Annotated in this window: 18 protein-coding genes; 10 read left to right on the top strand and 8 right to left on the bottom strand. The window is 63.9% G+C overall.

The window, feature by feature from the left end:
* The first annotated feature begins 80 nt into the window (after positions 1 to 80).
* The 5 genes from QUH67_RS27115 (at position 81) to QUH67_RS27095 (ending at position 5,755) form a co-directional block, all read left to right on the top strand.
* Complete coding sequence (locus QUH67_RS27115; RefSeq protein WP_300942477.1) at positions 81 to 1,064, top strand: LysR family transcriptional regulator; 984 nt, start codon at positions 81 to 83, stop codon at positions 1,062 to 1,064.
* 174 nt (positions 1,065 to 1,238) lie between these two features.
* A complete protein-coding gene (locus QUH67_RS27110; protein ID WP_300942470.1) occupies positions 1,239 to 1,937 on the top strand; it encodes a cysteine hydrolase family protein in 699 nt (232 codons plus the stop codon).
* Positions 1,934 to 3,592 carry a regulator gene (locus QUH67_RS27105; protein WP_300942469.1) on the top strand — a complete coding sequence of 553 codons (1,659 nt, stop codon included), beginning with the start codon at positions 1,934 to 1,936 and terminating at the stop codon, positions 3,590 to 3,592. The genes QUH67_RS27110 and QUH67_RS27105 overlap by 4 nt, the downstream gene beginning before the upstream one ends.
* Positions 3,593 to 3,760: 168 nt before the next feature.
* The gene (locus QUH67_RS27100) at positions 3,761 to 4,780 is read left to right on the top strand and encodes an alpha/beta fold hydrolase (protein WP_300942468.1); all 1,020 of its coding nucleotides are present in this window, start codon (positions 3,761 to 3,763) and stop codon (positions 4,778 to 4,780) included.
* Between the two features lie 24 nt (positions 4,781 to 4,804).
* Positions 4,805 to 5,755 carry a fatty acid desaturase gene (locus QUH67_RS27095; protein ID WP_300942467.1) on the top strand — a complete coding sequence of 317 codons (951 nt, stop codon included), beginning with the start codon at positions 4,805 to 4,807 and terminating at the stop codon, positions 5,753 to 5,755.
* Here QUH67_RS27095 and QUH67_RS27090 read toward each other — a convergent pair.
* The 6 genes from QUH67_RS27090 to QUH67_RS27065 form a co-directional block, all read right to left on the bottom strand.
* Positions 5,742 to 6,353, bottom strand: coding sequence for a TetR/AcrR family transcriptional regulator (locus QUH67_RS27090; RefSeq protein WP_300942466.1), 612 nt, complete (start codon positions 6,351 to 6,353; stop codon positions 5,742 to 5,744). The genes QUH67_RS27095 and QUH67_RS27090 overlap by 14 nt on opposite strands.
* A 39-nt stretch (positions 6,354 to 6,392) precedes the next feature.
* Complete coding sequence (locus tag QUH67_RS27085) at positions 6,393 to 7,247, bottom strand: VOC family protein (RefSeq protein WP_300942465.1); 855 nt, start codon at positions 7,245 to 7,247, stop codon at positions 6,393 to 6,395.
* A 253-nt stretch (positions 7,248 to 7,500) separates the two neighbouring features.
* Entirely contained in the window at positions 7,501 to 9,132 is a 1,632-nt protein-coding gene (locus QUH67_RS27080) for an ABC transporter ATP-binding protein (RefSeq protein ID WP_300942464.1), read from the bottom strand.
* Positions 9,129 to 9,959 carry an ABC transporter permease gene (locus QUH67_RS27075; RefSeq protein ID WP_300942463.1) on the bottom strand — a complete coding sequence of 277 codons (831 nt, stop codon included), beginning with the start codon at positions 9,957 to 9,959 and terminating at the stop codon, positions 9,129 to 9,131. The genes QUH67_RS27080 and QUH67_RS27075 overlap by 4 nt, the downstream gene beginning before the upstream one ends.
* Positions 9,960 to 9,963: 4 nt before the next feature.
* Positions 9,964 to 10,938 carry an ABC transporter permease gene (locus QUH67_RS27070; protein WP_300942462.1) on the bottom strand — a complete coding sequence of 325 codons (975 nt, stop codon included), beginning with the start codon at positions 10,936 to 10,938 and terminating at the stop codon, positions 9,964 to 9,966.
* Positions 10,939 to 10,962: 24 nt separating this feature from the next.
* Complete coding sequence (locus QUH67_RS27065; RefSeq protein ID WP_300942461.1) at positions 10,963 to 12,579, bottom strand: ABC transporter substrate-binding protein; 1,617 nt, start codon at positions 12,577 to 12,579, stop codon at positions 10,963 to 10,965.
* Between the two features lie 433 nt (positions 12,580 to 13,012).
* Here QUH67_RS27065 and QUH67_RS27060 point away from each other — a divergent pair, with 433 nt between their 5' ends.
* Entirely contained in the window at positions 13,013 to 13,312 is a 300-nt protein-coding gene (locus tag QUH67_RS27060) for an HU family DNA-binding protein (RefSeq protein WP_027536409.1), read from the top strand.
* Between the two features lie 253 nt (positions 13,313 to 13,565).
* On the opposite strand, the gene QUH67_RS27055 is transcribed toward QUH67_RS27060, so the two are convergent.
* The gene (locus tag QUH67_RS27055; protein ID WP_300942455.1) at positions 13,566 to 14,345 is read right to left on the bottom strand and encodes an SDR family oxidoreductase; all 780 of its coding nucleotides are present in this window, start codon (positions 14,343 to 14,345) and stop codon (positions 13,566 to 13,568) included.
* 171 nt (positions 14,346 to 14,516) lie between these two features.
* On the opposite strand from QUH67_RS27055, the gene QUH67_RS27050 reads away from it, so the two are divergent.
* The 4 genes from QUH67_RS27050 to QUH67_RS27035 are packed head-to-tail and all read left to right on the top strand — an operon-like array spanning position 14,517 to position 20,816.
* Entirely contained in the window at positions 14,517 to 15,749 is a 1,233-nt protein-coding gene (locus QUH67_RS27050) for an MFS transporter (RefSeq protein WP_300942454.1), read from the top strand.
* A 21-nt stretch (positions 15,750 to 15,770) separates the two neighbouring features.
* Positions 15,771 to 17,087, top strand: a complete 1,317-nt coding sequence (locus QUH67_RS27045) for an aspartate aminotransferase family protein (protein WP_300942452.1) — start codon at positions 15,771 to 15,773, stop codon at positions 17,085 to 17,087.
* 22 nt (positions 17,088 to 17,109) lie between these two features.
* A complete protein-coding gene (locus QUH67_RS27040; RefSeq protein WP_300942450.1) occupies positions 17,110 to 18,777 on the top strand; it encodes a hydantoinase B/oxoprolinase family protein in 1,668 nt (555 codons plus the stop codon).
* Entirely contained in the window at positions 18,774 to 20,816 is a 2,043-nt protein-coding gene (locus tag QUH67_RS27035; protein WP_300942448.1) for a hydantoinase/oxoprolinase family protein, read from the top strand. The genes QUH67_RS27040 and QUH67_RS27035 overlap by 4 nt, the downstream gene beginning before the upstream one ends.
* Positions 20,817 to 20,944: 128 nt before the next feature.
* Here QUH67_RS27035 and QUH67_RS27030 read toward each other — a convergent pair whose 3' ends face one another.
* Positions 20,945 to 22,156, bottom strand: coding sequence for a mandelate racemase/muconate lactonizing enzyme family protein (locus QUH67_RS27030; protein WP_407080361.1), 1,212 nt, complete (start codon positions 22,154 to 22,156; stop codon positions 20,945 to 20,947).
* Positions 22,157 to 22,243 lie beyond the last annotated feature (87 nt).

Genomic DNA, 22,243 nt, shown 5'->3' with positions numbered 1-22,243 from the left:
GTTTCGGCCGGCGACCGGCCCGCGGTGTCGTCCAGATCCCAGTTCGCCTGTGATGAATCCAGTGATATGATTTCAGCATTATGCTGAAGCAAATTGACCTATCCCGGATCGATCTCAATCTTCTCGTGCTGTTCGAGATCGTCTTCAGGGAGCGCCATGTCGGCCGTTCGGCGGAACGGCTGCATCTGTCTTCGTCCGCGGTCAGCCATGGGCTTGGCCGCTTGCGCGCGCTGCTTGGCGACCCCCTGTTTCTCAAGACCCCGAAAGGCGTCGTGCCGACCGAGCGCGCACTCCAGCTTTCGACGTCGGTCGCGGAAATCCTCGCGCTCGTTCGGGGCGTCGTTTCGACGGCGACCCCGTTCGACCCGCGCCAGTCGACGCGCCGCTTCGTGATCGGCGCGCCGGACGGGATTTCATCGGTGATCCTGCCGCCGCTGCTGGGGACGCTACGAAGCGCGGCGCCAGGCATCGATGTTGGCATCCGGCAGTTGCTTCCGACGCAGGGCTTCAGCGTTCCTCATCTGGCGTGGAAGGACGCGCTGAAGGAGCTCGAAGACCGCGCGATGGATGTGGCGATCATCCCCTTCGACGATATTCCGGTCCGTTTCCACAAGGCGATACTCTACGAGGAGCAGTTCGTCATCGCCTTCAGAAAGGGACATTCGTTCCAGCGCAATCCAACTCTCAGGCGCTTTTGTGAGTTGGAGCATCTCGTCGTTTCGCATACCGGTAATGTATCCGGCTTCGTGGACGTCGAACTCGCCAAAAAGGGCCTGAGCCGTCGCGTGGCGCTGACCGTGCCGAACTTCATGTTCGCTTTGTCGGTGCTGGCCGAAACCGGTTTGGTCTCCGCGCTGCCGAAGCGGTTCGTGGAAATTCATGGGGCCCGCTTTGATGTGGTCGCGGCGACGCCGCCGCTGCCGCTGCCGCGCTTCCCGATCAATGCCGTCGTTCCCAAGGTGGCGATGATGGATGCCGGCCTGGCCTGGCTGGTGCAGTCGCTGGTGCCGGCGCGGACAGGAGATCGGCCGGGCAGCCGGGCGCGCCGTATGCTCATCCGTTGAGCAATTGCACGGTGGCGGTGCGGGCGAGCAAGCCGCGCGCAGACTCGCCTCGGCGCGCAATCGATTGACGATACGATGGATTTTTTCCAGATCGAACGTGTGATGTGATTGTACACAATGGCATGGGCTTTGCTTGATCGTCGCTGAAGAGTTCTCGTTCGGGGCGCGCACGTCATGGCGAACTCAGCAACGCTCGCAGCGGAGCCGGAGCCGATCGCGCTCGATTGGGCGGCGACCGCGCTTCTCATCATCGACATGCAGCGCGATTTCATGGAGCCGGGCGGCTTTGGCGAGACGCTCGGCAATGACGTCAGCCAGCTGGCGCGGGCGGTGAAGCCGATTGCGGCGGTGCTGGACGCGGCGCGCAAGACGGGCATGCTGGTCGTGCACACCCGCGAAGGCCATATGCCTGATCTGTCGGATGCGCCGCCGGCGAAGCTCGAGCGTGGCGCACCGTCATTGCGAATCGGCGATCCCGGGCCGATGGGGCGCATCCTCATCCGGGGCGAAGCCGGTCACGACATCATTCCCGAATTGTATCCGCTCGACAGCGAGATCGTGATCGACAAGCCGGGCAAGGGCGCGTTCTACGCCACCGAGCTTGGCGACGTGCTGCAGCGCTACGGCGTCGAGAATCTGCTGGTCTGCGGCGTCACCACCGAGGTCTGCGTCAACACCACGGTGCGCGAAGCTAACGATCGCGGCTATCGCTGCGTGGTGCTGGCGGACGGCTGCGCTTCCTATTTTCCGGAGTTCCACGAGATGGGCCTGAAGATGATCAAGGCTCAGGGCGGCATCTTCGGCTGGGTCTCCGACTCGGCGGCGGTACTTGCGGCACTTTCACCAACGGCAGCAGCAGGGGGATTGCGATGAGCGCGACCACGACGGGGACTGCAGGCACATCCACGTTCAAACCGGCCCTGTGGACGCCGGGCGACTGGAACGCGCTGTTCGGGTTCGGCACCAACATCCTCGTCAACATGCTGGTGCTGACCGGACTGCTGCGATTCGTGCTGAAGATGCCCGACAGCATTGTGTTTGGCCGCATCCTGCCGGCGCTCGGCCTGATGATGTGCCTCTCGACGTTCTACTACGCTTATCTTGCCTACAAACTGGCGCAGAAGACCGGCCGCAGCGACGTCTGCGCGCTGCCGTCGGGCGTCAGCGTGCCGCACATGTTCATCGTCACCTTCGTGATCATGCTGCCGATCACGATCAAGACCGGCGACCCGCTCAAGGGCTGGTCGGCCGGCCTGGTATGGGTGTTCTTCCAGAGTTTCATTCTGATGATCGGCGGCTTCATCGCGCCGTACATCCGCAAGATCACCCCGCGCGCGGCGCTGCTCGGTACGCTCGCCGGCGTCTCCGTCACCTTCATCTCGATGCGGCCAGCGCTGGAAATGTACATGACGCCGCAGATCGGGCTGGTGTGTTTTGCCATCATCCTGGTGAGTTGGTTCGGCGGCGTGAAATACTGGAAGGGCATGCCGGCCGGCCTGATAGCCATTGCGGTCGGCATGATCATCGCGTGGGGTTCGAACCTGTTCGGCCTCGGCCTCGGCGGCCTCAGCCTGAAAGGCGTCGGCGATGCCTTTGCGAATTTCGGCTTCTCGGTGCCGCTGCCGGCCTTCGGCCATGTGTTTTCCGGATTCGAATTCCTCGGCATCATCCTCGTCACCGCCATTCCGTTCGGCATCTACGACCTCGTCGAGGCCATGGACAATGTTGAGAGCGCGGAAGCGGCGGGCGATGAATATCCGACCACCCGCGTACTGACGGCGGACGGCGTCGTCAGCTTGATCGGCTGCCTGATGGGCAATCCCTTCATCAACGCGGTCTATATCGGCCATCCCGGCTGGAAGGCGATGGGCGGGCGGATCGGCTATTCGGCGGCGACCGGGTTGATGGTGGTGCTGCTGTCGTGGTTCGGCATCATCTCGGTGCTGCTGGCGCTGGTGCCCGTGGTCGCGATTTCACCGATCCTGCTCTATATCGGCATGCTGATCGGCGCGCAGGCGTTCCAGACCACGCCGCTCAAGCATGCGCCGGCGATCGTGCTGGCGCTGACGCCGCATCTCGCCGCCTGGGCAAAGCTGCAGATCGACACCATGCTCGCGTCGGCGATGACGGCGGCTCAAGCGGTGGGCGGTCTGGCGGCCGACAAGGTCGATGCGGTGAAGGCTGCCGCGATCTCGGCGCTGCCGCAGCAGGGCGTGCTCTATCACGGCCTCGAAGTGATGGGCGGCGGCTCGATCCTCGCCGGCCTCGTGCTGGGCGCGATCGGCGTGTTCGTGATAGAGCGCGATTTCCTCAAGGCCTCGGCTTTCGCACTGGCCGGCGCCGTCATGACCTATTTCGGCTTCATGCACGGCGAAGCGGTCGGCATCGGCGGCGGCCTCGGCGTGACCCCGGGCGTGGCGCTGGCCTACGCGGTGATGGCGGCAGGACTGTTCGCGCTGGCGAAGACCAGCGGCAGCGCAGTCTACAGCTCGCATTCGGAAGCGCCCGTGGCGGCGCCAGCAGAATGATCGCGGGCGGTTAATCGGGTTTTGATCGCGACGCAGAAGCGCGCCGCGAAATGCTGCGAGCGCATTTGCGTTCGATATGGCGTTGAGCGCCGTCTGAAGGCCTGCCAAACTTCCATTGCAATCCAGCAGAAATAATGTACTATGAGTACATTAAATTGAGATCGGCCGATGACGACCCTAGCCGACTACCAGACCTTCGATGCGGGCGATGTGGCGCTTCAGAGCGGCGCGGTGTTTCCGGCGATGAGGCTTGCCTACAAGACCTACGGCGTGCTGAACGCGCGCAAGGACAACGTGATCGTCTATCCGACGTCGTTCAGCGCACAGCACGCCGATATCGAGTGGCTGATTCAGCCGGGCGCTGCGCTCGATCCGACCCGTTATTTCATCGTCATTCCAAATCTGTTCGGCAATGGGCTGTCATCGTCGCCTTCCAACACCGGGCTCGTGCCATTTCCGGCGATCAGCTATCACGACGCCGTCGCGGTCCAGCGCCGCCTGCTGGTCGAGCAATTCGGAATCTCGAAAATCGCACTGGTCTATGGCTGGTCGATGGGCGGGATGCAGGCCTATCACTGGGCGGCCTGTCATTCCGACATGGTGGAGCGGGCCGCAGTCGTTTGCGGCAGTGCCAAATGCTCGCCTTACAATTACGTGTTTCTTGAAAGCGTGAAGGCGGCGTTGACGGCGGATCCTGCCTGGCAGGACGGGCGTTTCGTTAAAAAACCTGTCGCCGGCCTCCGGGCGATGGGCCGCGTCTATGCGGGATGGGCAATGTCGCACGACTATTATCGCGACGAACTCTGGCGCGAGGCCGGTTTTTCGACTCTGGAGGACTACCTCACGCGGTCGTGGGACGTCGCGTTCACCAGACGCGACGCCAACGATCTGCTGGCTCAGATCGGCATCTGGCAGCGTGGCGATATCGGCCAGTGTCCCGAATTCGGTGGTGACCTGTACCGCGCCCTGGCCGCGATCAAGGCCCACATGCTGCTGATGCCCGGACAGACCGATCGCTACTTCGACGTCCGCGACAACGAGGCCGAGCTCGGCCGCCTGGTCAATGCGAAGTCGGCCGTGCTGCATCCCATTGCATCGATTCACGGCCACCGCGCCGGAAATCCCATCAACAATCCCGCAGACCGCGCCTTTATCAACGCCGAAATCTCGGCGCTGTTGCTTCGCTAAATCATCCCGAAGGAAGTTTCGACCATGAGCACGGCCATTACCGCAACGGGTGAGAAGCTGTTGAGTTCGGCTGACCTTCGTTCGCTTTCGGTGCGATCGAACCTGCCAGGCATCGTTCGCGCGATGAGCCATTATGGCGCTATCATTGCCTTCGGCGTGCTGATCTGGCTGGTATCGTCGAGCTATGGATGGCTCTGGGCGATACCGCTGATGGTCGTGCAGGGATACTTCGTGGCCTTCCTGTTCATGGTCGTGCACGAAACCGCGCACAAAACGGCATTCCGGAGTCGCGCGCTCAATCTGGCGTTCGGCCACCTGTCGTCGTTCGCGATCGGATTGCCCTACGAGTACTACTGCCTGTTTCACTGGGATCACCACCGCTACACGCAGGATCCGGCACGTGACCCTGAACTGCTGGTCGGTCCGATCCCGGCTACGGATACCCAGCTTGCGATCGCCTATAGCGGCATTCGGCAGGTCGCCTTTCGCCTCGGGCTGATGCTTCGCCATGGCCTGACCGGCAGCGCTACCGCGCCCTGGATACCGGAGGCCAAGCGACATATCGTCGTGAAGGAGGCGCGCCTTTACTTGCTGGGTTACGCGGTGTTGCTGCTTGCCTCGCTCGCCCTGCATACGGCGATCCTGCTCTGGGTGTGGATCGTGCCGCTGGTCGTCGGGCAATTTTTCCTGCGTCCCTATCTCTACGCCGAACACACCGGCTGCGACCGGACGCGCAGCGCCTTCCAGAACACAAGGACGACCTACACCGGCATGTTCACGAAGTGGTTCGCGTGGAACATGCCGTACCATGTCGAGCACCACGCCTATCCATCGATCCCGTTTCACGCGCTGCCGAAGCTGAACGGGATCGTCGACGAACAGATCGTTTATCGGGGCAGGGGATATCTCGCGGTGACACGCGAGACCTGGGCCTGGTTCCGGCGCCAACGCGGCATTTCCATCAGCGGCTCTTGATGTTCAGCAGCGTGTCAACGAGGTTGCGGGCCTGCGCCGGCGAGATCGGCTTGATGCCGAAAATGTAGCGGTAGAACAGGCTGCCGTAGATCGCGTCGTACAGGTCTTCCGGCTTGCCGGAAGCGCCGACGCTGCCGTCCTGCTGGCCGGCCGCGATCAATTCGATCAGCGCGGTGCGGCGGTAGCCGAGATAGCGCTCGTAGAAAATCTCCGCAGATCCGGTGTTCGAGATGCATTCGGAGATCACCGCGAGTTGCACCTTGCCGAATTCACCCTGCAGCGCCTTCGCATAGGCCGCGGCGTGGTTTCTGAGGCGTTCCGCTGGTATGCCTGATGCCGGCAACGGCAGCATCAGCGAGGCATGGTTGAGGAACGCGTCGATCAGCAGCGCTTCGCGCGACGGCCACCATTTGTAGATGGTCATCTTCGAGACGTTGGAGTGCCGCGCCACCGCATCGATACTGGTGGCGGCGAGGCCTGTCGTTGCCATCAGCGTATAGGCGCTTTGCAGGATGGCGCTGGTGGCCTCGGCGGAGCGGGGGCGGCCACGGCGGATCGCCACCGTGTCGCTTTCCGCTTCGATGTTGCCCTTCGCCATGTTGCGGCCTTCCCGATGCAGTGTGGCTGGCGCTGCCGGCTACGCCCCGACGAACGCCAGCATCGTGCCGTTGCCCTCAGCCGGCGGCACCACAACGCCGCCTGCGGTCTTGACGCCGACCGCGCCCAGCGCCTTTTCCGCCGCCATGACATCGGCCTCGATCACGAGCCCTGCGCCGCCGCGTTCGGGCAGGCCCGCCAGCGATACGCCGGGATAGCGCTTGCCGAGTTGATCCTTGGTCAGGAACACGAAATCGGCGCGGTCGCCGCCGGAGGGAACGGCGACAGCGCCGTCTGCCTCGTTGCGCGTTTCGCGGTCGATCATTTTAGCGAGATGCGCGGCTTCCTTGGCCGGCTCAGGCGCAACCATCAGCACCTGCTTGAGGCGCTTCGCACCGTTGGCGTGGTTCATCAGTACGGGAATCCACACCGTTTCGCGCGTCTTGTGCTGACAGGCGAAGATGCGCACGCCGCCCGGCGCTTCTGCCGTCGGCCACTGGAAGGTGCGGAATTTCGCGGCGGAGATCGTGCCGTCGGGCATCGTCACCGGCCGCTCGAAATCGGTCGGCCCGACCGGCGGATAGCCGCGCGCGCGAATTTCTTCCGCTCCCAAAGCCGAATCCACCGCCGTGAACGCGATGCGCTCGATGCCTTCGCCGTTCTTTTCGAGATTTGCCCGCGCCGGAGCATTATGTTCCGTCGGCGTCAAGACGCCGAGTAATTCCATATAGTCGGGGTCGAACATGATGGTGTAGTTGCCAGATCCCATATGCGCGCTGTGGGTGCCGCGCGGCGACACCGTGAAGCCAAGCCGCTTGTAGTTTTCGGCGGCTTTGTCGAGGTCTTTCACCATGACCACGGCGTGATCGATTCCAATGACGTTTTTGAGTGCCACGCTGTTGTTTCCTCAGGCCTTGTCGGGGAGCCAAACTAAGCAGAACGACCGGACGCCTGCAAGGAACAGAATTTCCAGGAACAGAATTTCCATGGCGTCGAAGATGCCGAGCCTTCCTTCTCCCTCGCCCCGCTCTTGCGGGGAGAGGGTCGGGGTGAGGGGCTCTGTCCACGAATCCGATTGATAGTTGATTACGCGGAGGCAGCCCCTCACCCCAACCCTCTCCCCGCGCAAGAGCGGGGAGAGGGAGCCGCTACACCGTTGCCGTATCGTGCTCGCGTGCGAACGCTCCGCCCGGGATCGAGTCCAGCAATGCTCGCGTGTAGGCGTGCTGCGGATTGCCGAACACATTGCCAGCCAGCCCATACTCCACGACCTCGCCGTCCTTCATGACCGCGACAAGATCGCAGATCTGCGCGGCCACGCGCAAATCATGCGTGATGAAGACGATGGAAAGCCCGAGCCGCGCCCGTAGTTCGGCAAGCAGTTTCAGCACCTGTGCCTGCACGGAAACGTCGAGCGCGGACACCGGCTCGTCCGCCACCAGCACGTCCGGCTTCAGCGCCAGCGCGCGAGCGAGACCAATGCGCTGGCGCTGGCCGCCGGAGAATTCGTGCGGGTAGCGGTCGGCGGAGGAGGGATCGAGCCCGACCAGTGCAAATAGTTCCTTCGCGTCCGCCATCGCCTGCGCGCGCGGCATGCCATGCACGATCGGGCCCTGCGCCACCAGTTCGGCGGCCTTGCGGCGCGGATTGAGCGAAGCGAACGGATCCTGAAACACTATCTGGATATGGCGTGTCTCGCGGCGAACGTTTTCGCGCGTCATCTTGGCCCAGTCGCGCCCCTCTAGCACGATGGAGCCGCGGTCCGGATCGATCAGCCGCACGATGCAGCGCGCCAGCGTCGATTTACCGGAACCGGATTCGCCGACGATGCCGAGCGTCGCGCCGCGCGGCAGGTGGAGCGAGACGTTCTTGACGGCCGGCGTTACCCGCGCGCCGCGCCCGAGAAAGCCTCCGGTACGATAGGTTTTTGAGACGTCCGTGATCGTCAGGATGTTGTCGGCCGCAAGGGCGCGTGGCGGCGGCGCTGTCAGCGGCGGGACGGCCGCGATGAGTTGTCTGGTGTAGGCATGCTGCGGCCTGGTCAGGACGTCTGAGGCCGTGCCCTGTTCGACGATGACGCCATGCTGCATCACCACGACGCGGTCGGCGATCTCGGCGACGACGCCAAAATCATGCGTGATGAACATGACCGCAGTCTTGCGGCGCTGCTGCAGGTCACGGATCAGCTTTAGAATTTGCGCCTGCGTGGTGACGTCGAGCGCGGTTGTCGGCTCGTCCGCGATCAGGAGTTTTGGGTCGAGCGCCAGCGCCATCGCGATCATGGCGCGCTGTCGCTGGCCGCCGGACAGTTCATGCGGATAGGCTTTCGCCGCCACCTTGGGGTCGGGAATGCGGACGTCCGCGAGCAAAGCGAGGACTTTTGCGCCGATCTCGGCCTTCGACAGATCGGTATGGATCGAAAACATTTCCGCGATCTGGTCGCCGATGGTGCGCAGCGGATTGAGCGCCGTCATCGGTTCCTGAAAGATCATCGCGATGCCGGCGCCGCGCACCTCGCGCATTTCGGCCGGCGTCGCGGCGCAGAGATCGCAGCCCTCGAACAGCATTCGGCCACCGTCGATCGTCACCTCGTTGGGCAGCAGCCGCATCACGGCGTTCGCCATCATCGACTTGCCGGAACCGGATTCACCGACCACGCAGAGGATTTCGTTGGAGGCGATCTCGAGCGACACGTCCCTGAGCGCGTGCGTCCGGTCGGCGCCGCGGGGCAGGCGGACGCTCAGGCGGTCGAGCGAAAGGATGGTCTCGTTCCCGCTCATCGGCCCTTGAGCCTCGGGTTGAGCGCGTCGTTGAGGCCCTGGCCGACCAGCGACACCGCGAGCACCGTGACGAGGATGGCGATGCCGGGGATCGCCGAGACGTACCACTGCACCCGGAGTACGTCGCGGCCGAGGCCGATCAGATTGCCCCAGGATGCGACATTGGGGTCGGACAGGCGCAGGAAGGCCAGCGCACTTTCCAGCAGGATCGACACTGCCATCACCACGCTGGCATAGACGATCACCGGCGGCAGCGCATTGGGCAGGATCTCGCCGAGGATAAGCTGGATATCCTTCATGCCAAGCGTGCGGCCGGCCTGGACGAATTCGCGGTTGCGCAGCGTCAGGAACTCGGCGCGGGTCAGCCGCGCCGGCGCCGGCCACGACACCACGCCGACCGCGATGGTGACAGTGGTCAAGGTTGAGCCGAACACGGCGACCAGTACCAGCAGCAGCACGAAATTCGGTAGCGTCTGAAACGCTTCGGTGATCCGCATCAGCACGGTGTCGATCCAGCCGCCGTAATAGCCGGCGAAGGCGCCGACCAGGATGCCGATCAGGACCGCGATGGCGGTGGCGACGCCGCCGATCAACAGCGATATCCGCGCGCCGTAGAAAATCTGGGCGGCGATATCGCGGCCGGAATTGTCGGTGCCGAGCAGGAAGCGCGGATTGGAGAACGGCCAGATCAGGGGACGGCCGGCCAGGGCCAGCGGATCGCGCGGGTAGAGAAAGCCAGCCGAGATCGCCATCGCGATCACGATCAGCAGCAGGATGAGGCCGGCGACGGCGGCGGGGCTTCTGAAATAGCGTTTGATCGTATCCATCGGTCTAATCCGCCGTGATGCGCGGATCGAGCCGCGCATAGATCAGGTCGACGGCGAAGTTGACAATGATCACGAGCAGCGCGGAGACGAACACGATGCCGAGCAGCGTGTTGAGGTCGCGCTGCACCACCGATTCGTAAGCCAGCCGGCCCAGGCCGGGCAGCGAGAACACGCTTTCGACCACCACCGATCCACCCAGCATGGTGCCTGCCTGGAGGCCGATCAGAGTCACCATTGGCAAGAGGGCGTTGCGCAGTACATGCCGCGTCACCACCCGCGTCTCGTCAAGGCCCTTGGCGCGCGCGGTGCGAACGTAATCGAGATTCAACACTTCCAGCATCGAGGCGCGCATGATGCGCAGGTAGATCGCGAGAAAGATCAGCCCGAGCGTCAGCGTCGGCAGCACCAGATGGCTGGCGATATCGAGCACGCGCCAGATGCCGGTCTGCACCGTGCCGATGTCCTCAAAACCACCGGGCGGCAGCCATTGCAGATAGACCGAGAACACGACAATCGCCATCAGGCCGAACCAGAACGAGGGCGTCGCGTAGAAGATCAGGCCGAGCGTCGAGATCAGCGTATCCGGCCAGCGGTTGACGCCGCGGGCGGCGATCACGCCGAACAGGAGGCCGAAGAAAAACGCAAACGACAGCGAAGCTGTCATCAGGAGAATCGTCGGCGGAAGCCGCTCCAGAATCACGGTGGCCACCGGCTTGCCATAGATCGAGGAAAAGCCGAGATCGAGCCGCACCAGCCGCCAGAGATAGTTGCCGAGCTGCGCCGGGATCGAGAGGTCGAGCCCGTAGAATTTGCGGAGTTCCTTGGCGGTCGCGGCATCGCCGCCACCCATCTGCGCCATCATGGCATCAACGGTGTCGCCCGGCGCGAACTGCAGCAGCAGGAACACGCCGATCAGGATCAGGATCAGGGTCGGGATCGAGGCGGCGAGCCGCCGCCCCGCTAGGCTCAGGATACGCATCGATCCACCTTGGCCGATATCGGCTTAGGCGGAAAGCCAAAGATCGTGCCAGCTCGCGGAGCCCCAGCGCGGCGTATTGGAATGGTTGCGTGCCTTGGCGTTGATCACGGTGACGAAAATCTGCTCGATCGGCATCCAGACCGGCAGCTCGGTATTCACCTCCTTGACGAACTGGGCATACAGCGCCTTGCGCTTGGCCGGATCGACCTCGGTGGCGGCATCGTCGATGGTCTTGTCGACGTTCTTGTCTTCCCAGCCCCACTGGTTGGTCCAGGGCGCGCCCTTGGGCTGGCCGGAGCGATACCACACCGTGGTCGAGACGGCAGGATCGTTGCGGTACTGGTGCCAGCCGGTGGCGAGGTCGAAGGCGTGCTCGTCATAGACCTGCTTGAGGAAGCCGCCGCCGTCGTTGCGGACGATATCGACGGGAATGCCGATCTCGCCGAGCGACTGCTGGATGAAAGTGGACCACAGCGAAATATCCTCACCCCATGGAGCAGGCAGCAGCTTCAGGGAGAAGCGGGTGCCGCCGCGGCCGGCCTTGTAACCGGCTTCGTCGAGCAGCGCTGCGGCCTTGGCCTTGTCGTAAGGGTATTGCGGCGTGTTGGCGCCAGGATAGAAATCGGTCGAGGTCGAGGGGATCGGCCCGGTGCCGAGCTTGGCGAAGTCGCCAAGAAAATTCTCGATGAAGAACGGCACGTTGATCGCATGCGCGATCGCGCGCCGCACCTTGATATCGGACAGCTCCTTGCGGCGGAAGTTGAATTCGAGCGTATTGGTGCGGGCGTTGCCTTCATTGCCCTTGGTCTGGACGATGAAGCGCTTGTCCTTGCCGAGCCGCGCCATGTCGGAAATTGTCAGACCGGAGAACGGCGAGTAATGCAGCTCGCCGGCCTCCATTTGCGCCGCGGCGGCGGCACGATCGGTGATCACGCGCCAGACGATGCGGTCGAGATAGGGCGCATTGGGGCGCCAGTAGTTCTCGTTGCGGTCGGCGATGACGTACTGCCCGCGCTCATATTTCACGAACTTGAACGGGCCGGTGCCGACGGGCGCGAGATTGGTCGGGTTCTGGCGGATATCGCCGCTTTCATAAAGGTGCTTGGCCGAGATGTAGCCGAGGTCGGGCAGGGCCCGCAGCAGCAGGTTCAGCGGCATCGGCCTTTCGTACTTGAAGATCGCGGTCTCCGCATCGGGCGTTTCGACCGCGGTCAGGAACAGCTGCAGCGTCGATCCGTAATTGAGGATCTTCTTCCACATGTTCATGGCGGTGAATTCGACGTCGGCCGAGGTGAACGGCTTGCCGTCGTGCCAGGTGACGCCCTTGCGCAGCTTGAAGGTCACGGTCTTGCCGTCGGGCGAGGCCTCCCAGCTCTCGGCGAGCACGCCGACCGGTTGGCCGCTGGCATCGAGATCGACCAGGTTTTCCTGGATCTTGCCGCCGATGATGTAGACGCCGGTGGAAGCCTGGATGCTCGGATTGAGCTGGCGCTGCTCGGCGCCGTAATGGACGTTGAACACGCCGCCCTTGCGCGGCGTTTCCTGCGCGAAGGCCCGCATCGGATTGATCACGTTGGCCGCGATCGCCGCCGATGTCAGCAGTGCGGTGCGACGATTGATCTCAAGGCGCGTCAAATCCATGCGAAGTCTCCGGATACAATATTGATTGGTATTGTGGCGGGCCTTCAGGCGGCCGCCTTGCGGGCGATGTTACGATGGAACGGGAACGCGAGTCATTTTCTAATCGCCGCGTGAATCGAAAAATCCTCCTGAAAACAAGGTGCTCAGGGTGTATTCGGCCTGCTCATTTTTCGCTCGCGGGCATAGCGGAGGCTCGTCTGAAGATGGGGGCGGGCCGGCCTTTCATCCGGGATTGTCCCGAAATGAGGCTGCCGGAGCCGCGGAATCCCTCTAAAAATAGGCTTCGCACAGCTTAGAGGGCCTAAAAACCAGCCAAAATTGGACGAATCAGTTCAACTCGACTAGCGAGATAGCTGTGCAGAATGTCGGAAACCCTGTTTTTTAGGCTGTTTCCGCCATATCGTCGCCGGTGCCAGAATCAAATGGAGCAATCATGGCCACCCAAATGTCTAAGTCGCAGCTGATCGAGAAGATCGCGACCACCACTGAAGTTTCGAAGAAAGAGGTCAAGGGCGTGATGGAAGCGCTCGTCGACGTTGGCCACAAGGAGCTCAAGAAGAACGGGGTATTCCTCGTTCCCGGCTTCGCGAAGTTCGTCGTGGTCAAGAAGCCCGCGACCAAGGCTCGCAAGGGCACCAACCCCTTCACGGGCGAGGAAATGATGTTCAAGGCCAAGCCGGCCCGCAAGATCGTCCGTGCCCGCCCGGTCAAGGCCGCCAAGGACGCGGTCTAAGACGAGGGCCGCCGAGGCGGCTTAGCGAAAACGGAAAGGCCTCCGGCGACGGGGGCCTTTTTGTTCGTGGGGCGGTGCTTGCTGCTTCTTAACCTCGCCCCGCTCTTCGCGGGGAGAGGTCGGCGCGAAGCGCCGGGTGAGGGGTGCTTCAGCGAGTCCGACTGTGAGCCGAATTCGCGGAGAGAGCCCCTCACCCCGACCCTCTCCCCGCAAGAGCGGGGCGAGGGAGAAGATGCAGCTGCGCGAGTCTTACTCACACCACCGGTGACCGTCCGCCGTCGACATTGATCGCGGTGCCGGTGATGAACGATCCCTGATCGGAGGCGAGGAAGCAGGCGAGGTTGGCGAATTCCTCCGCCGTGCCGATGCGCCCCAAGGGCGTGCCCTTGGCGAGGTTTTTGGCGAACAGCTCGAAATCCATCTCCGGCGCCTGCTTGGCGTGCCGCTGCACCCACTGATCGCTCATGATCAGGCCGACCAGCATCGCGTTGACGAGGATGTTGTGCTCGCCGCCTTCGCTCGCCATCACCTTGGTCAGCGCCATGCCGGCGGCGCGGGTAACCGACGTCGGCGCCGAGGCCGCCGCCGGCGCCTTGGCGTAGGTGTTGAGCACATTGATGATGCGGCCCCATTTGCGCGCCTTCATGCCCGGCCAGACCAGCCGGGAGAAGCGGATCGCGGCAAACAGTTTCAAGTCGAGGTCTTCCTGCCAGGCTTCATCGCTGATGTTCTCGAACGCCATCGTTCGCGCGGTGCCGGCGTTGTTGACGAGAATGTCGACCGGGCCGAGATCGCTGACGATCTTGTCATGCGCCTTCGCAATGTCTGCCGCCTTCGAGACGTCGCAGACATAGTCGCGGACGGCGAGGTCGTCTTTGGCCAGCAACTCGCGCGCGGCCTTGAGATCAGCCGCGCCGCGCGCCAGCATTGCGACCCTGGCGCCGGAGGCCGCAAACTGCCGCGCCATCGCCAGCCCAAGGCCCTTGCTGCCGCCGGTGATGACGGCGACGCGATCTTTCATCGTGACTTGCATGGTTTCTCCCGCTCGCGGTCTTCCGTGCCGCTGGTTGACCCGACGGGTCGATCGGCTGGTTAGCACATCATGGTTCCCCGCGCCGACAGGATCAAGCCGCGGGTGAGGGTAGATTGGTGTTCCCTGCATATTGATGGTACGCCGCCTCAAAATGCCTGGGATGAAATGAACATGGACGGCAAGGCCGATGACGCGGATATCAACCTCCGCGCCCTGATTTTTGCGCTGCTGGCGCTGGCCTGCGGCCACATGCTGTCGACGCTGCTGCGGACGATTCCGGCGATCAGCCTCGACGTGATGGCGGCGGATTTTCATACGCCGCCGCAGACGCTGGCGAGCCTGACCTCGATCTATCATTTCGCCTTTGCCGCCTCTCAGATCCCGGTCGGCGCGGCGATGGACCGCTTCGGCGTCCGGCCGGTTTCGCTGAGCCTCTTGTGCGGAACCATCATCGGTGCGCTGGCTTCCGGTCTGGCGACGGGGCCGGAGAGCTTTTTGTTCGGCCAGTTCCTGCTCGGCGTCGCCACCTCGGGCATGCTGATGTGTCCGATGACGCTGGCTGCCAAGCAGATGTCGGCGGCGCGGTTCGGCCTGTGGTCCGGCATCATCCTCTCGATCGGCAATGTCGGCATGCTGCTGTCGGCGAGCCCGTTGGCTTTTGTCGTCGAATTCTGGGGCTGGCGCGCTGGATTTTGGATCTCGGCGGGCTTCGGCGCCGTGGTGGCGGTCGCCGTATTCCTGCTGGTTCCGAAACAGTCGACGGCGCAGGCCGATCTCTCATCGCCGTTGACGCAAATGGCCGAGGTGTTGCGGATCGGCCTGTCGCGGCCGCTGCGTGGGCTGATTGCGCTGGCGCTGGTGTCGCTCGCGGCGTCGCTGGTGCTGCGGGGATTGTGGGGCGGACCCTGGCTGATGGAGATCAAGGGACTGAACCGCATCGAGGCGGGCAACGTGCTCGGCCTGTTTACGTTGGCGCTGATTGCGGGTCCCGCGTTGATGGGCCTTCTCGATCGCCGCTTCGGCCATCGCCGTGAGATGCTGGCGGCGACGCATGGCTTTGCCGCGGTGGTGCTCGCCGTGATGGCGGCCGGCGCCCCACATTATCCGCTGGCGGAATTGCTCGGCGTGACGTTCGTGCCGTCCCAGGTCGACGCCGCGCTGTTCGTGCTGACCGGCGTTGCCGTATCGACGCAGCCCTTGCTCTACGGCATGACGCGACAGCTTGTCGATGCGCAGAATGCCGGCAAGGCGCTCTCGGCGATCAACCTCGCGTTCTTCCTGGGCACCGCGCTGATCCAATCGGCAACCGGGGTGGTAGCGACCATTTTCGGCCTGCCCGCAGTGCTGCTATTCGTCGCTGCCAGCTTGATCATCGGGGCGATTGTGTTTCTGATGTGCACCTGACTTCCTCGCATGGAATGGCGCATGTATCCGGACCAACATTCATCTTCGCAAAAAATGTACGATCGGGCGCTGGCGAGCCTGCCCGGCGGCAACACCCGTACCACCGTGTTCATGAAGCCGTACCCGATCTATGCCGCGCGCGGCGAGGGCTGCCGGGTCTGGGATCTCGATGGCAACGTCTACATCGACTGCATCAACAATTTTACGTCGCAGATTCACGGCCATGCCCATCCGGCGCTAATCAAAGCGGCAACCGAGCAGCTCGCCCTCGGCTCGGCGTTCGGGCTGCCGACAGAATCCGAGGTTGATCTTGCCGAGCTGCTGGTCTCGCGGCTGCCGTCGGTCGAGCAGGTGCGGTTCGCCAACTCCGGCACCGAGGCGGTGATGATGGCGCTGAAGGCGGCGCGGGCGCATACCGGCCGGCCCAAGATCGCCAAATGCGAGGGCGCCTATCACGGCTCCTACGACTATGCCGAAGTGAGTCTGGACCCAGCACCGGAAGCGTGGGGCCGCAATGCGCCGGTGTCGGTCGCCTATGCCAGGGGCACGCCCGACAACGTGCTCGCCGATGTCGTCACCATCCCGTTCAACGACACCGAAGCCGCCGTCAGCCTGATCCGCGAGCACGGGTCTGAACTGGCCTGCGTGCTGGTCGATCCCATGCCCAACCGTGCCGGTCTGGCGCCGGCCGACCGGGCCTATCTGGAGGCGCTGCGCAAGGTGACGCGCGAAGTCGGCGCGCTGTTGATTTTCGACGAGGTCATCACGTTTCGCCTCGGCTATCGCGGCGCGCAGGGCATCTGGGATATCGATCCGGACCTGACGACGCTCGGAAAAATCATCGGCGGCGGCTTTCCGGTCGGCGCCATCGGCGGCCATCGCGACGTCATGGCGGTATTCGATCCGCGCGCGGGCAAGCCGGCGCTGCCGCATGGCGGCACGTTCTCCGCCAATCCGGTAACGATGCGTGCAGGGATCGCGGCGATGCAACTGCTCGATGACGCGGCCTTTGCGCGTCTCGATGCGATAGGGCAGGCGGTTCGCTCCGGCATCGACGCCGCGTTCAAGCGCCATGGTGTGCCCGGTGGCACCGTGGGCCTGGGATCGCTGCTCAAGATTCATTTCGCCGACCGGCCGGTGCGCGACTATCGCTCGGCTTATTTGACCGAAGAGGAAACGCAGCGTCAGACGGTGTTCAACCGCGCCTTGCTCAATCGCGGTGTGCTGGCCGCGGGCAACGGATTGATGGCATTGTCGACCCCGATGACCGATGCCGATATCCATGCGATCGTCGACGCCGCGTCCGGCGCGCTTGAAGAAGTTGCGGGCACGCGTTGACCACAAAAACGAACAGGTAAGAATGTCCGCCAAGATCGATCCCATCACGCGCTCCGTCGTCCAGCATCGCCTGAGTTCGATCGTGAAGGAGATGGGCGAGGCGATGCTTCGCACCTCCTACTCGCAGATCCTCAATTCCAGCCGCGATTTTTCGCTGGCGATCTGCGACACCGGCTCCCGCCTGATCGCGCAGGCCGATCATATTCCGGTTCACGTCGGCGCGCTGACCTGGGCGACGCGCGCGGTCGAAGAGCGGTTCAAGGACGTGCAACCGGGCGACGTCATCCTGCTCAACGATCCCTATCACGGCGGCAGCCATCTGCCGGATCTCACGGCCTTCGTCCCGGTGTTCGCCGGAGAAAAGCGGCTGCTGTGGACCATCGTTCGCGCGCATCAAAGCGACATCGGCGGCGCCACCCATGGCGCCTACAACCCAGCCGCCACTGAAATCTATCAGGAGGGGCTGCGCGTCCCGCCGATCAAGCTGTACGAAGCCGGCAAGCTGCGCGATGATCTGCTCGACCTGCTGGCGCTGAACATTCGCAACCCCAGGGATTTCCGCGGTGACCTCGCCGCGATGCTCGGCGCGGCGCATCTCGGCGAGCGGCGGCTGGCGCGGCTGTTTTTCGAATTCGGCGCGCCCGTGGTGGAGGCCGCGGTCGAGGCGATCCTCGACGCGACGGAGCAGCAGGCCCGCGCGGTGGTCTCGACCTGGAAGGACGGCGTCTTCCATGGCGAGGCATTTCTCGACGATGACGGCCACGGCCGCACCGATATCCGCATCGCTGCCAAGGTGACGAAAAAGGGCAGCGACATCGAAATCGATCTGTCCGAAAGCGATCCGCAGTCGACCAGTTTTGTGAACTCCTCGCATGCCAATATGCAGGCGGCGGTGGCAATGGCCTTTTTCTACCTGATCGACCCCGAGGTGGCCAAGAATACCGGCGCGCTGCGGCCGCTGAAGGTCATTGCAAAACAGGGCACGGTGGTGTGGGCCGATCCCGGCCGGCCGGTGACCTTGTGCACCAGCCATCCCTCCAATGAGATCGTCGAGGCTATCGTCAAGGCGCTGTCGGCGTCGTGCCCGGAACGCGCGATGGCCGGCTGGAGCCGCCGCTTCCGGATCGCGATCCAGGGCGAGGATCCGCGGTCGGGAAAGAATTTCATCTGGCACCTGTTTCAGGCGCGTCCCGGCGGCGGCGCGTCGTCGGCGGGCGACGGCTGGTCGTCAATCGGTGAATGGCACTCGGTCGGCGGGCTTAAGTTCGGCAGCCTTGAGGTCGCGGAGGTGCGCTTTCCCCTGCATTTCCGTCACCATGAATTCCGCGCCGGTTCCGGCGGCGACGGCCAGTTTCGTGGCGGCCTCGGTGTCTCCCTCGAGCTGGTGCTGGAAACGGAAAAGATCGCGAAGGGCAACACCGCGGGCGACGGCGCGCGGCACGGCCCCTGCGGCATGCTCGGCGGCGAGGACGGCCAGCCGCATCATTATCGCCTGCTGTCCGAAGGCCGCGAGCCGCGCGTGCTCCGCACCAAGGAAGTCGGCATCGAACTGCGGCCCGGCGACTGCCTGGACATTCGCTCCTCCGGCGGCGGTGGCTGGGGACCGCCCGCCAAGCGGTCGGCGGGGGCGCGTGAGCGCGACCGCGAGCAGGGTCTGACGGAAGCTGCAGCCGGGCAGGCGTCCTCATGATGTTCAGGATCGGCGTTGACGTCGGCGGGACCTACACCGATCTCGTGGCGACGGATGAAAGCGGGCGGACGGTGTTCGCGAAATCGCCGTCGACCCCGGCGGACCAGTCGCTGGGTGTGATGACCGGGCTGGAAGAGTTGGCGAGGCGGCTGAATGTGTCGCGTGCGGATATGCTCGCTGCGACCGATCGCCTCGTCCACGGCACCACCGTGGCGACCAACGCGCTGCTGGAGCGCAAGGGCGCAAAGGTTGCGCTGCTGACCACCGAAGGCCACCGCGATGTCATCGAGATGCGCGAGGGCCTCAAGCCCGACCGCTACGACCTGCGTTCTCCGCCGCCGGAGCCGCTGGTGCCGCGCCAACGGCGCTTTGGCGTGAAAGAGCGGCTCAGGGCCAATGGCGAGGTGCTGATTCCACTGGATGCGAAATCGCTCGACGACGCCATTGCCGGCATCAGGCCATCAGGCGCGACGTCGGTCGCGGTGTGTTTCCTGCATTCCTATCTCAACCCCGTTCACGAACTCGCCGCCGTCGAAAAGCTGAAGCAGGCGCTGCCCGGCATCAGCATCTCGCGCTCCAGCGACGTGCTGCCGCAGATCAAGGAATATGAGCGCGTCTCGACCACGATCGTGAACGCCTATGTCGAGCCGATCGTACGGCGTTATCTCACCAACCTCGAAACGCGACTGACTGAAGCTGGCTTCAAGGGCAGTCTGTTCGTCGTACTGTCGCATGGCGGCATGGCGCCGGTCGAGGAGGCCTCGCGGCTCGCCGCGGGCACGGTGCTGTCCGGCCCCGCGGGCGGCATGTCCGGCGGCCGGCGCTGCGCCGATCTGGTCGGCATCCCCGATCTCGTGCCGTTCGACATGGGCGGCACTTCGACCGACATTTCGCTGATTGCAGGCGGCCATGCGTCGCTATCGGCCGACGGTTCGCTGGCCGGCCAGCGCATTGCACTGCGCAGCCTCGACATCGCGAGCATCGCGGCCGGCGGCGGATCGATCGCGAGTGTCGATGCCAGTTGTACGTTGCGGATCGGGCCGGAAAGCGCGGGCTCGGTGCCGGGCCCGGCCTGTTACGGCAATGGCGGTCAGGCCGCCACCGTCACCGACGCCAATGTCGTGCTCGGCTATCTCGATGCCGCCGCCTTCATGGGCGGCAAGCGTCCGCTCGACCGTGCGGCGTCGGAAGCCGCCGTCGACCGTATCGCTGACGCGATGGATTTATCGCGCGTCGAGGCGGCGGCCGGCATCTACCGCATGATCAATCTCAACATGGCCGATGGCATCCGCCTGATGACGCTGCGCCGCGGCGTCGATCCACGAAAGTTCGCGCTGTTGAGCTTTGGCGGTGCGGCGGGACTGCACGCAGCGGAAGTCGCGCGCGAGCTCGAGATCAAGCGCATCATCGTGCCGACCGTGGCTTCCGTGCTGTCGGCCTGGGGCATGCTGACCAGCGACCTCCGCTACGAGATCAGCCGCACGCACTACGGCGCGGGTCGCATTTCCGCCGATGAGGTGCGCGAACTGTTTGCCGGACTGGAGCAGCAGGCCGCTGGCCGGCTGCGCTCATGGTTCGGCGGCAAGATTTCAATCGAGCGTTCCGCGGAGATGCGCTACGGCGAGCAGATCTTCGAGATCGACGTTTCGCTCGACGGCCTCGACTGGAACGCGCCTGATCTGGTGGATCGGATCGAGGACCGTTTTCACGTCAGGCATGAGGAACTCTACACCTACGCCTCGCGCGGCCAGGAGGTCGTGTTCGTCAACGCCCGCGTCGCCGCCGTCGGCGAAGTCGAGCGGCTCGACTCAGGTGCAAAGCCCGCATCATCGTCTAACGCTTGCGCGCCGGGCCGCAAGCGGCAGGCCTATTTCGGCGGCTGGCGCGACGTGCCGGTCTACGCGCTGGATGACCTACAGCCCGGTCACGCCTTGACCGGCCCCGCGATCATCGAAGCCGAGACCACGACCGTGCTGGTCGATACCGGCGATCGCGTCACGGTGAATGCGCTGGGATGGCTGGATATCGAATTGCGCTGATGCCGTAGCCGGATAAGCGAAGCGGCATCCAGGTTTCCGTGGATGCAGCCTCCCGCACACGCTCCGCTCGCGCGGGCTACTCGCCACTCCGTCATGGCCGGGCTTGACGGCAGAGGTCGACGGCCCGCCTACTTCTTTTGCCCGTAATTCAACAGCCCGCCCATGCTCTTCGGCGGATGCGCGCGCAGGCCTTCCTCGTTCGGCTCGGTGCCCCAGCCCGGCCGGTCCGGCATCACCAGATGGCCGTCGACGATCTCGGGCACGTGCGTGAACAGTTCATGGTCCCATTCAAGACGGTCGATGTCGGTTTCCATGATGCGTAAATTCGGCACCGCCGCCGAGAAATGCGCGTTCATCATGGTGCAGAGGTGGCCGTAGAAATTATGCGGGGCGACGTTGACCTCGAAATGCTCGGCAGCGGCGGCGATCTTCATCGACTGCCAGACACCGTTCCAGGGCGTGTCGATGATAGCGACGTCCATCGCCTGTTCGCTGAAATAGGGCAGGAATTCACGCAGGCCCAATAGCGTCTCGCAGGATGAGATCGGGTGCGGGCTCTGGCGGCGGATGTAGCCCAGCGCCTGCGGATTGAAGGTGTCGATCTCCACCCAGAACATGTCCATGTCCTTGATGGCGCGCAAAATCTTCAGGTAGCCTTCAGTCTTGGCGTTGAAGTTCAGGTCGAGCAGCAGGTCCACATCAGGGCCGGCGCCGTCGCGGATGGCCTCCAGGTGCATGCAGAGGTTTCGCAGCACATTGCGGTCGACATTGATCTCCGGCTCGAACGGCGAGCCGAAGCCCGGGCGCCAGCCTTGCGGCTTGCCGTCGGTGTAGACGAAGATGTTGGTCTTCATCGCCGTAAAGCCTTTTTCGCGCACCTCGCGGCCGATTCCCTTGACGCCATCGAGGCTCGTGATCGCCGGCTTGAAATAGCCGGGATGGTTGATGCGCCAGGTCGCGCAATGCGACCAGTAGACGCGGATGCGGTCGCGCACCTTGCCGCCGAGCAGGTCATAGCAGGGCACGCCGAGCGCCTTGGCCTTGACGTCGAGCAGCGCGTTCTCGATGGCGCCGAGCGCCAGCGCCACCACGCCGCCGGCGGCCGGCCGCGTCGCGGAGAACAGTTCGGCGTAGATGCGCTCATGCTGGTAAGCGTTCTTGCCGACCACGCGCGCCGCAAGCCGCTCGATTGCGGTGGTCACACCGGGCGCGCCAAACCCCTCGTCATACTCGCTCCAGCCGACGATGCCGTCCTCGGTCATGATCTTGACGAAGTGGTAGTTCCGCCAGCCGGCATCGCAGGCGAGCGTTTCGACGCTTCGTATGGTGGTGGCTTTCATGATTTCCTGCCCCGGACGTGTTGTTGTGATTGGGCTGAGTACAACAATGGATTGGCGGGCAGGTCAATTGGAGGGCGGCGCATAACG

It is taken from the genome of Bradyrhizobium roseum, assembly GCF_030413175.1.
GTDB lineage: Bacteria > Pseudomonadota > Alphaproteobacteria > Rhizobiales > Xanthobacteraceae > Bradyrhizobium > Bradyrhizobium roseum.
This window is presented reverse-complemented; position numbering and strand designations above follow the sequence as displayed.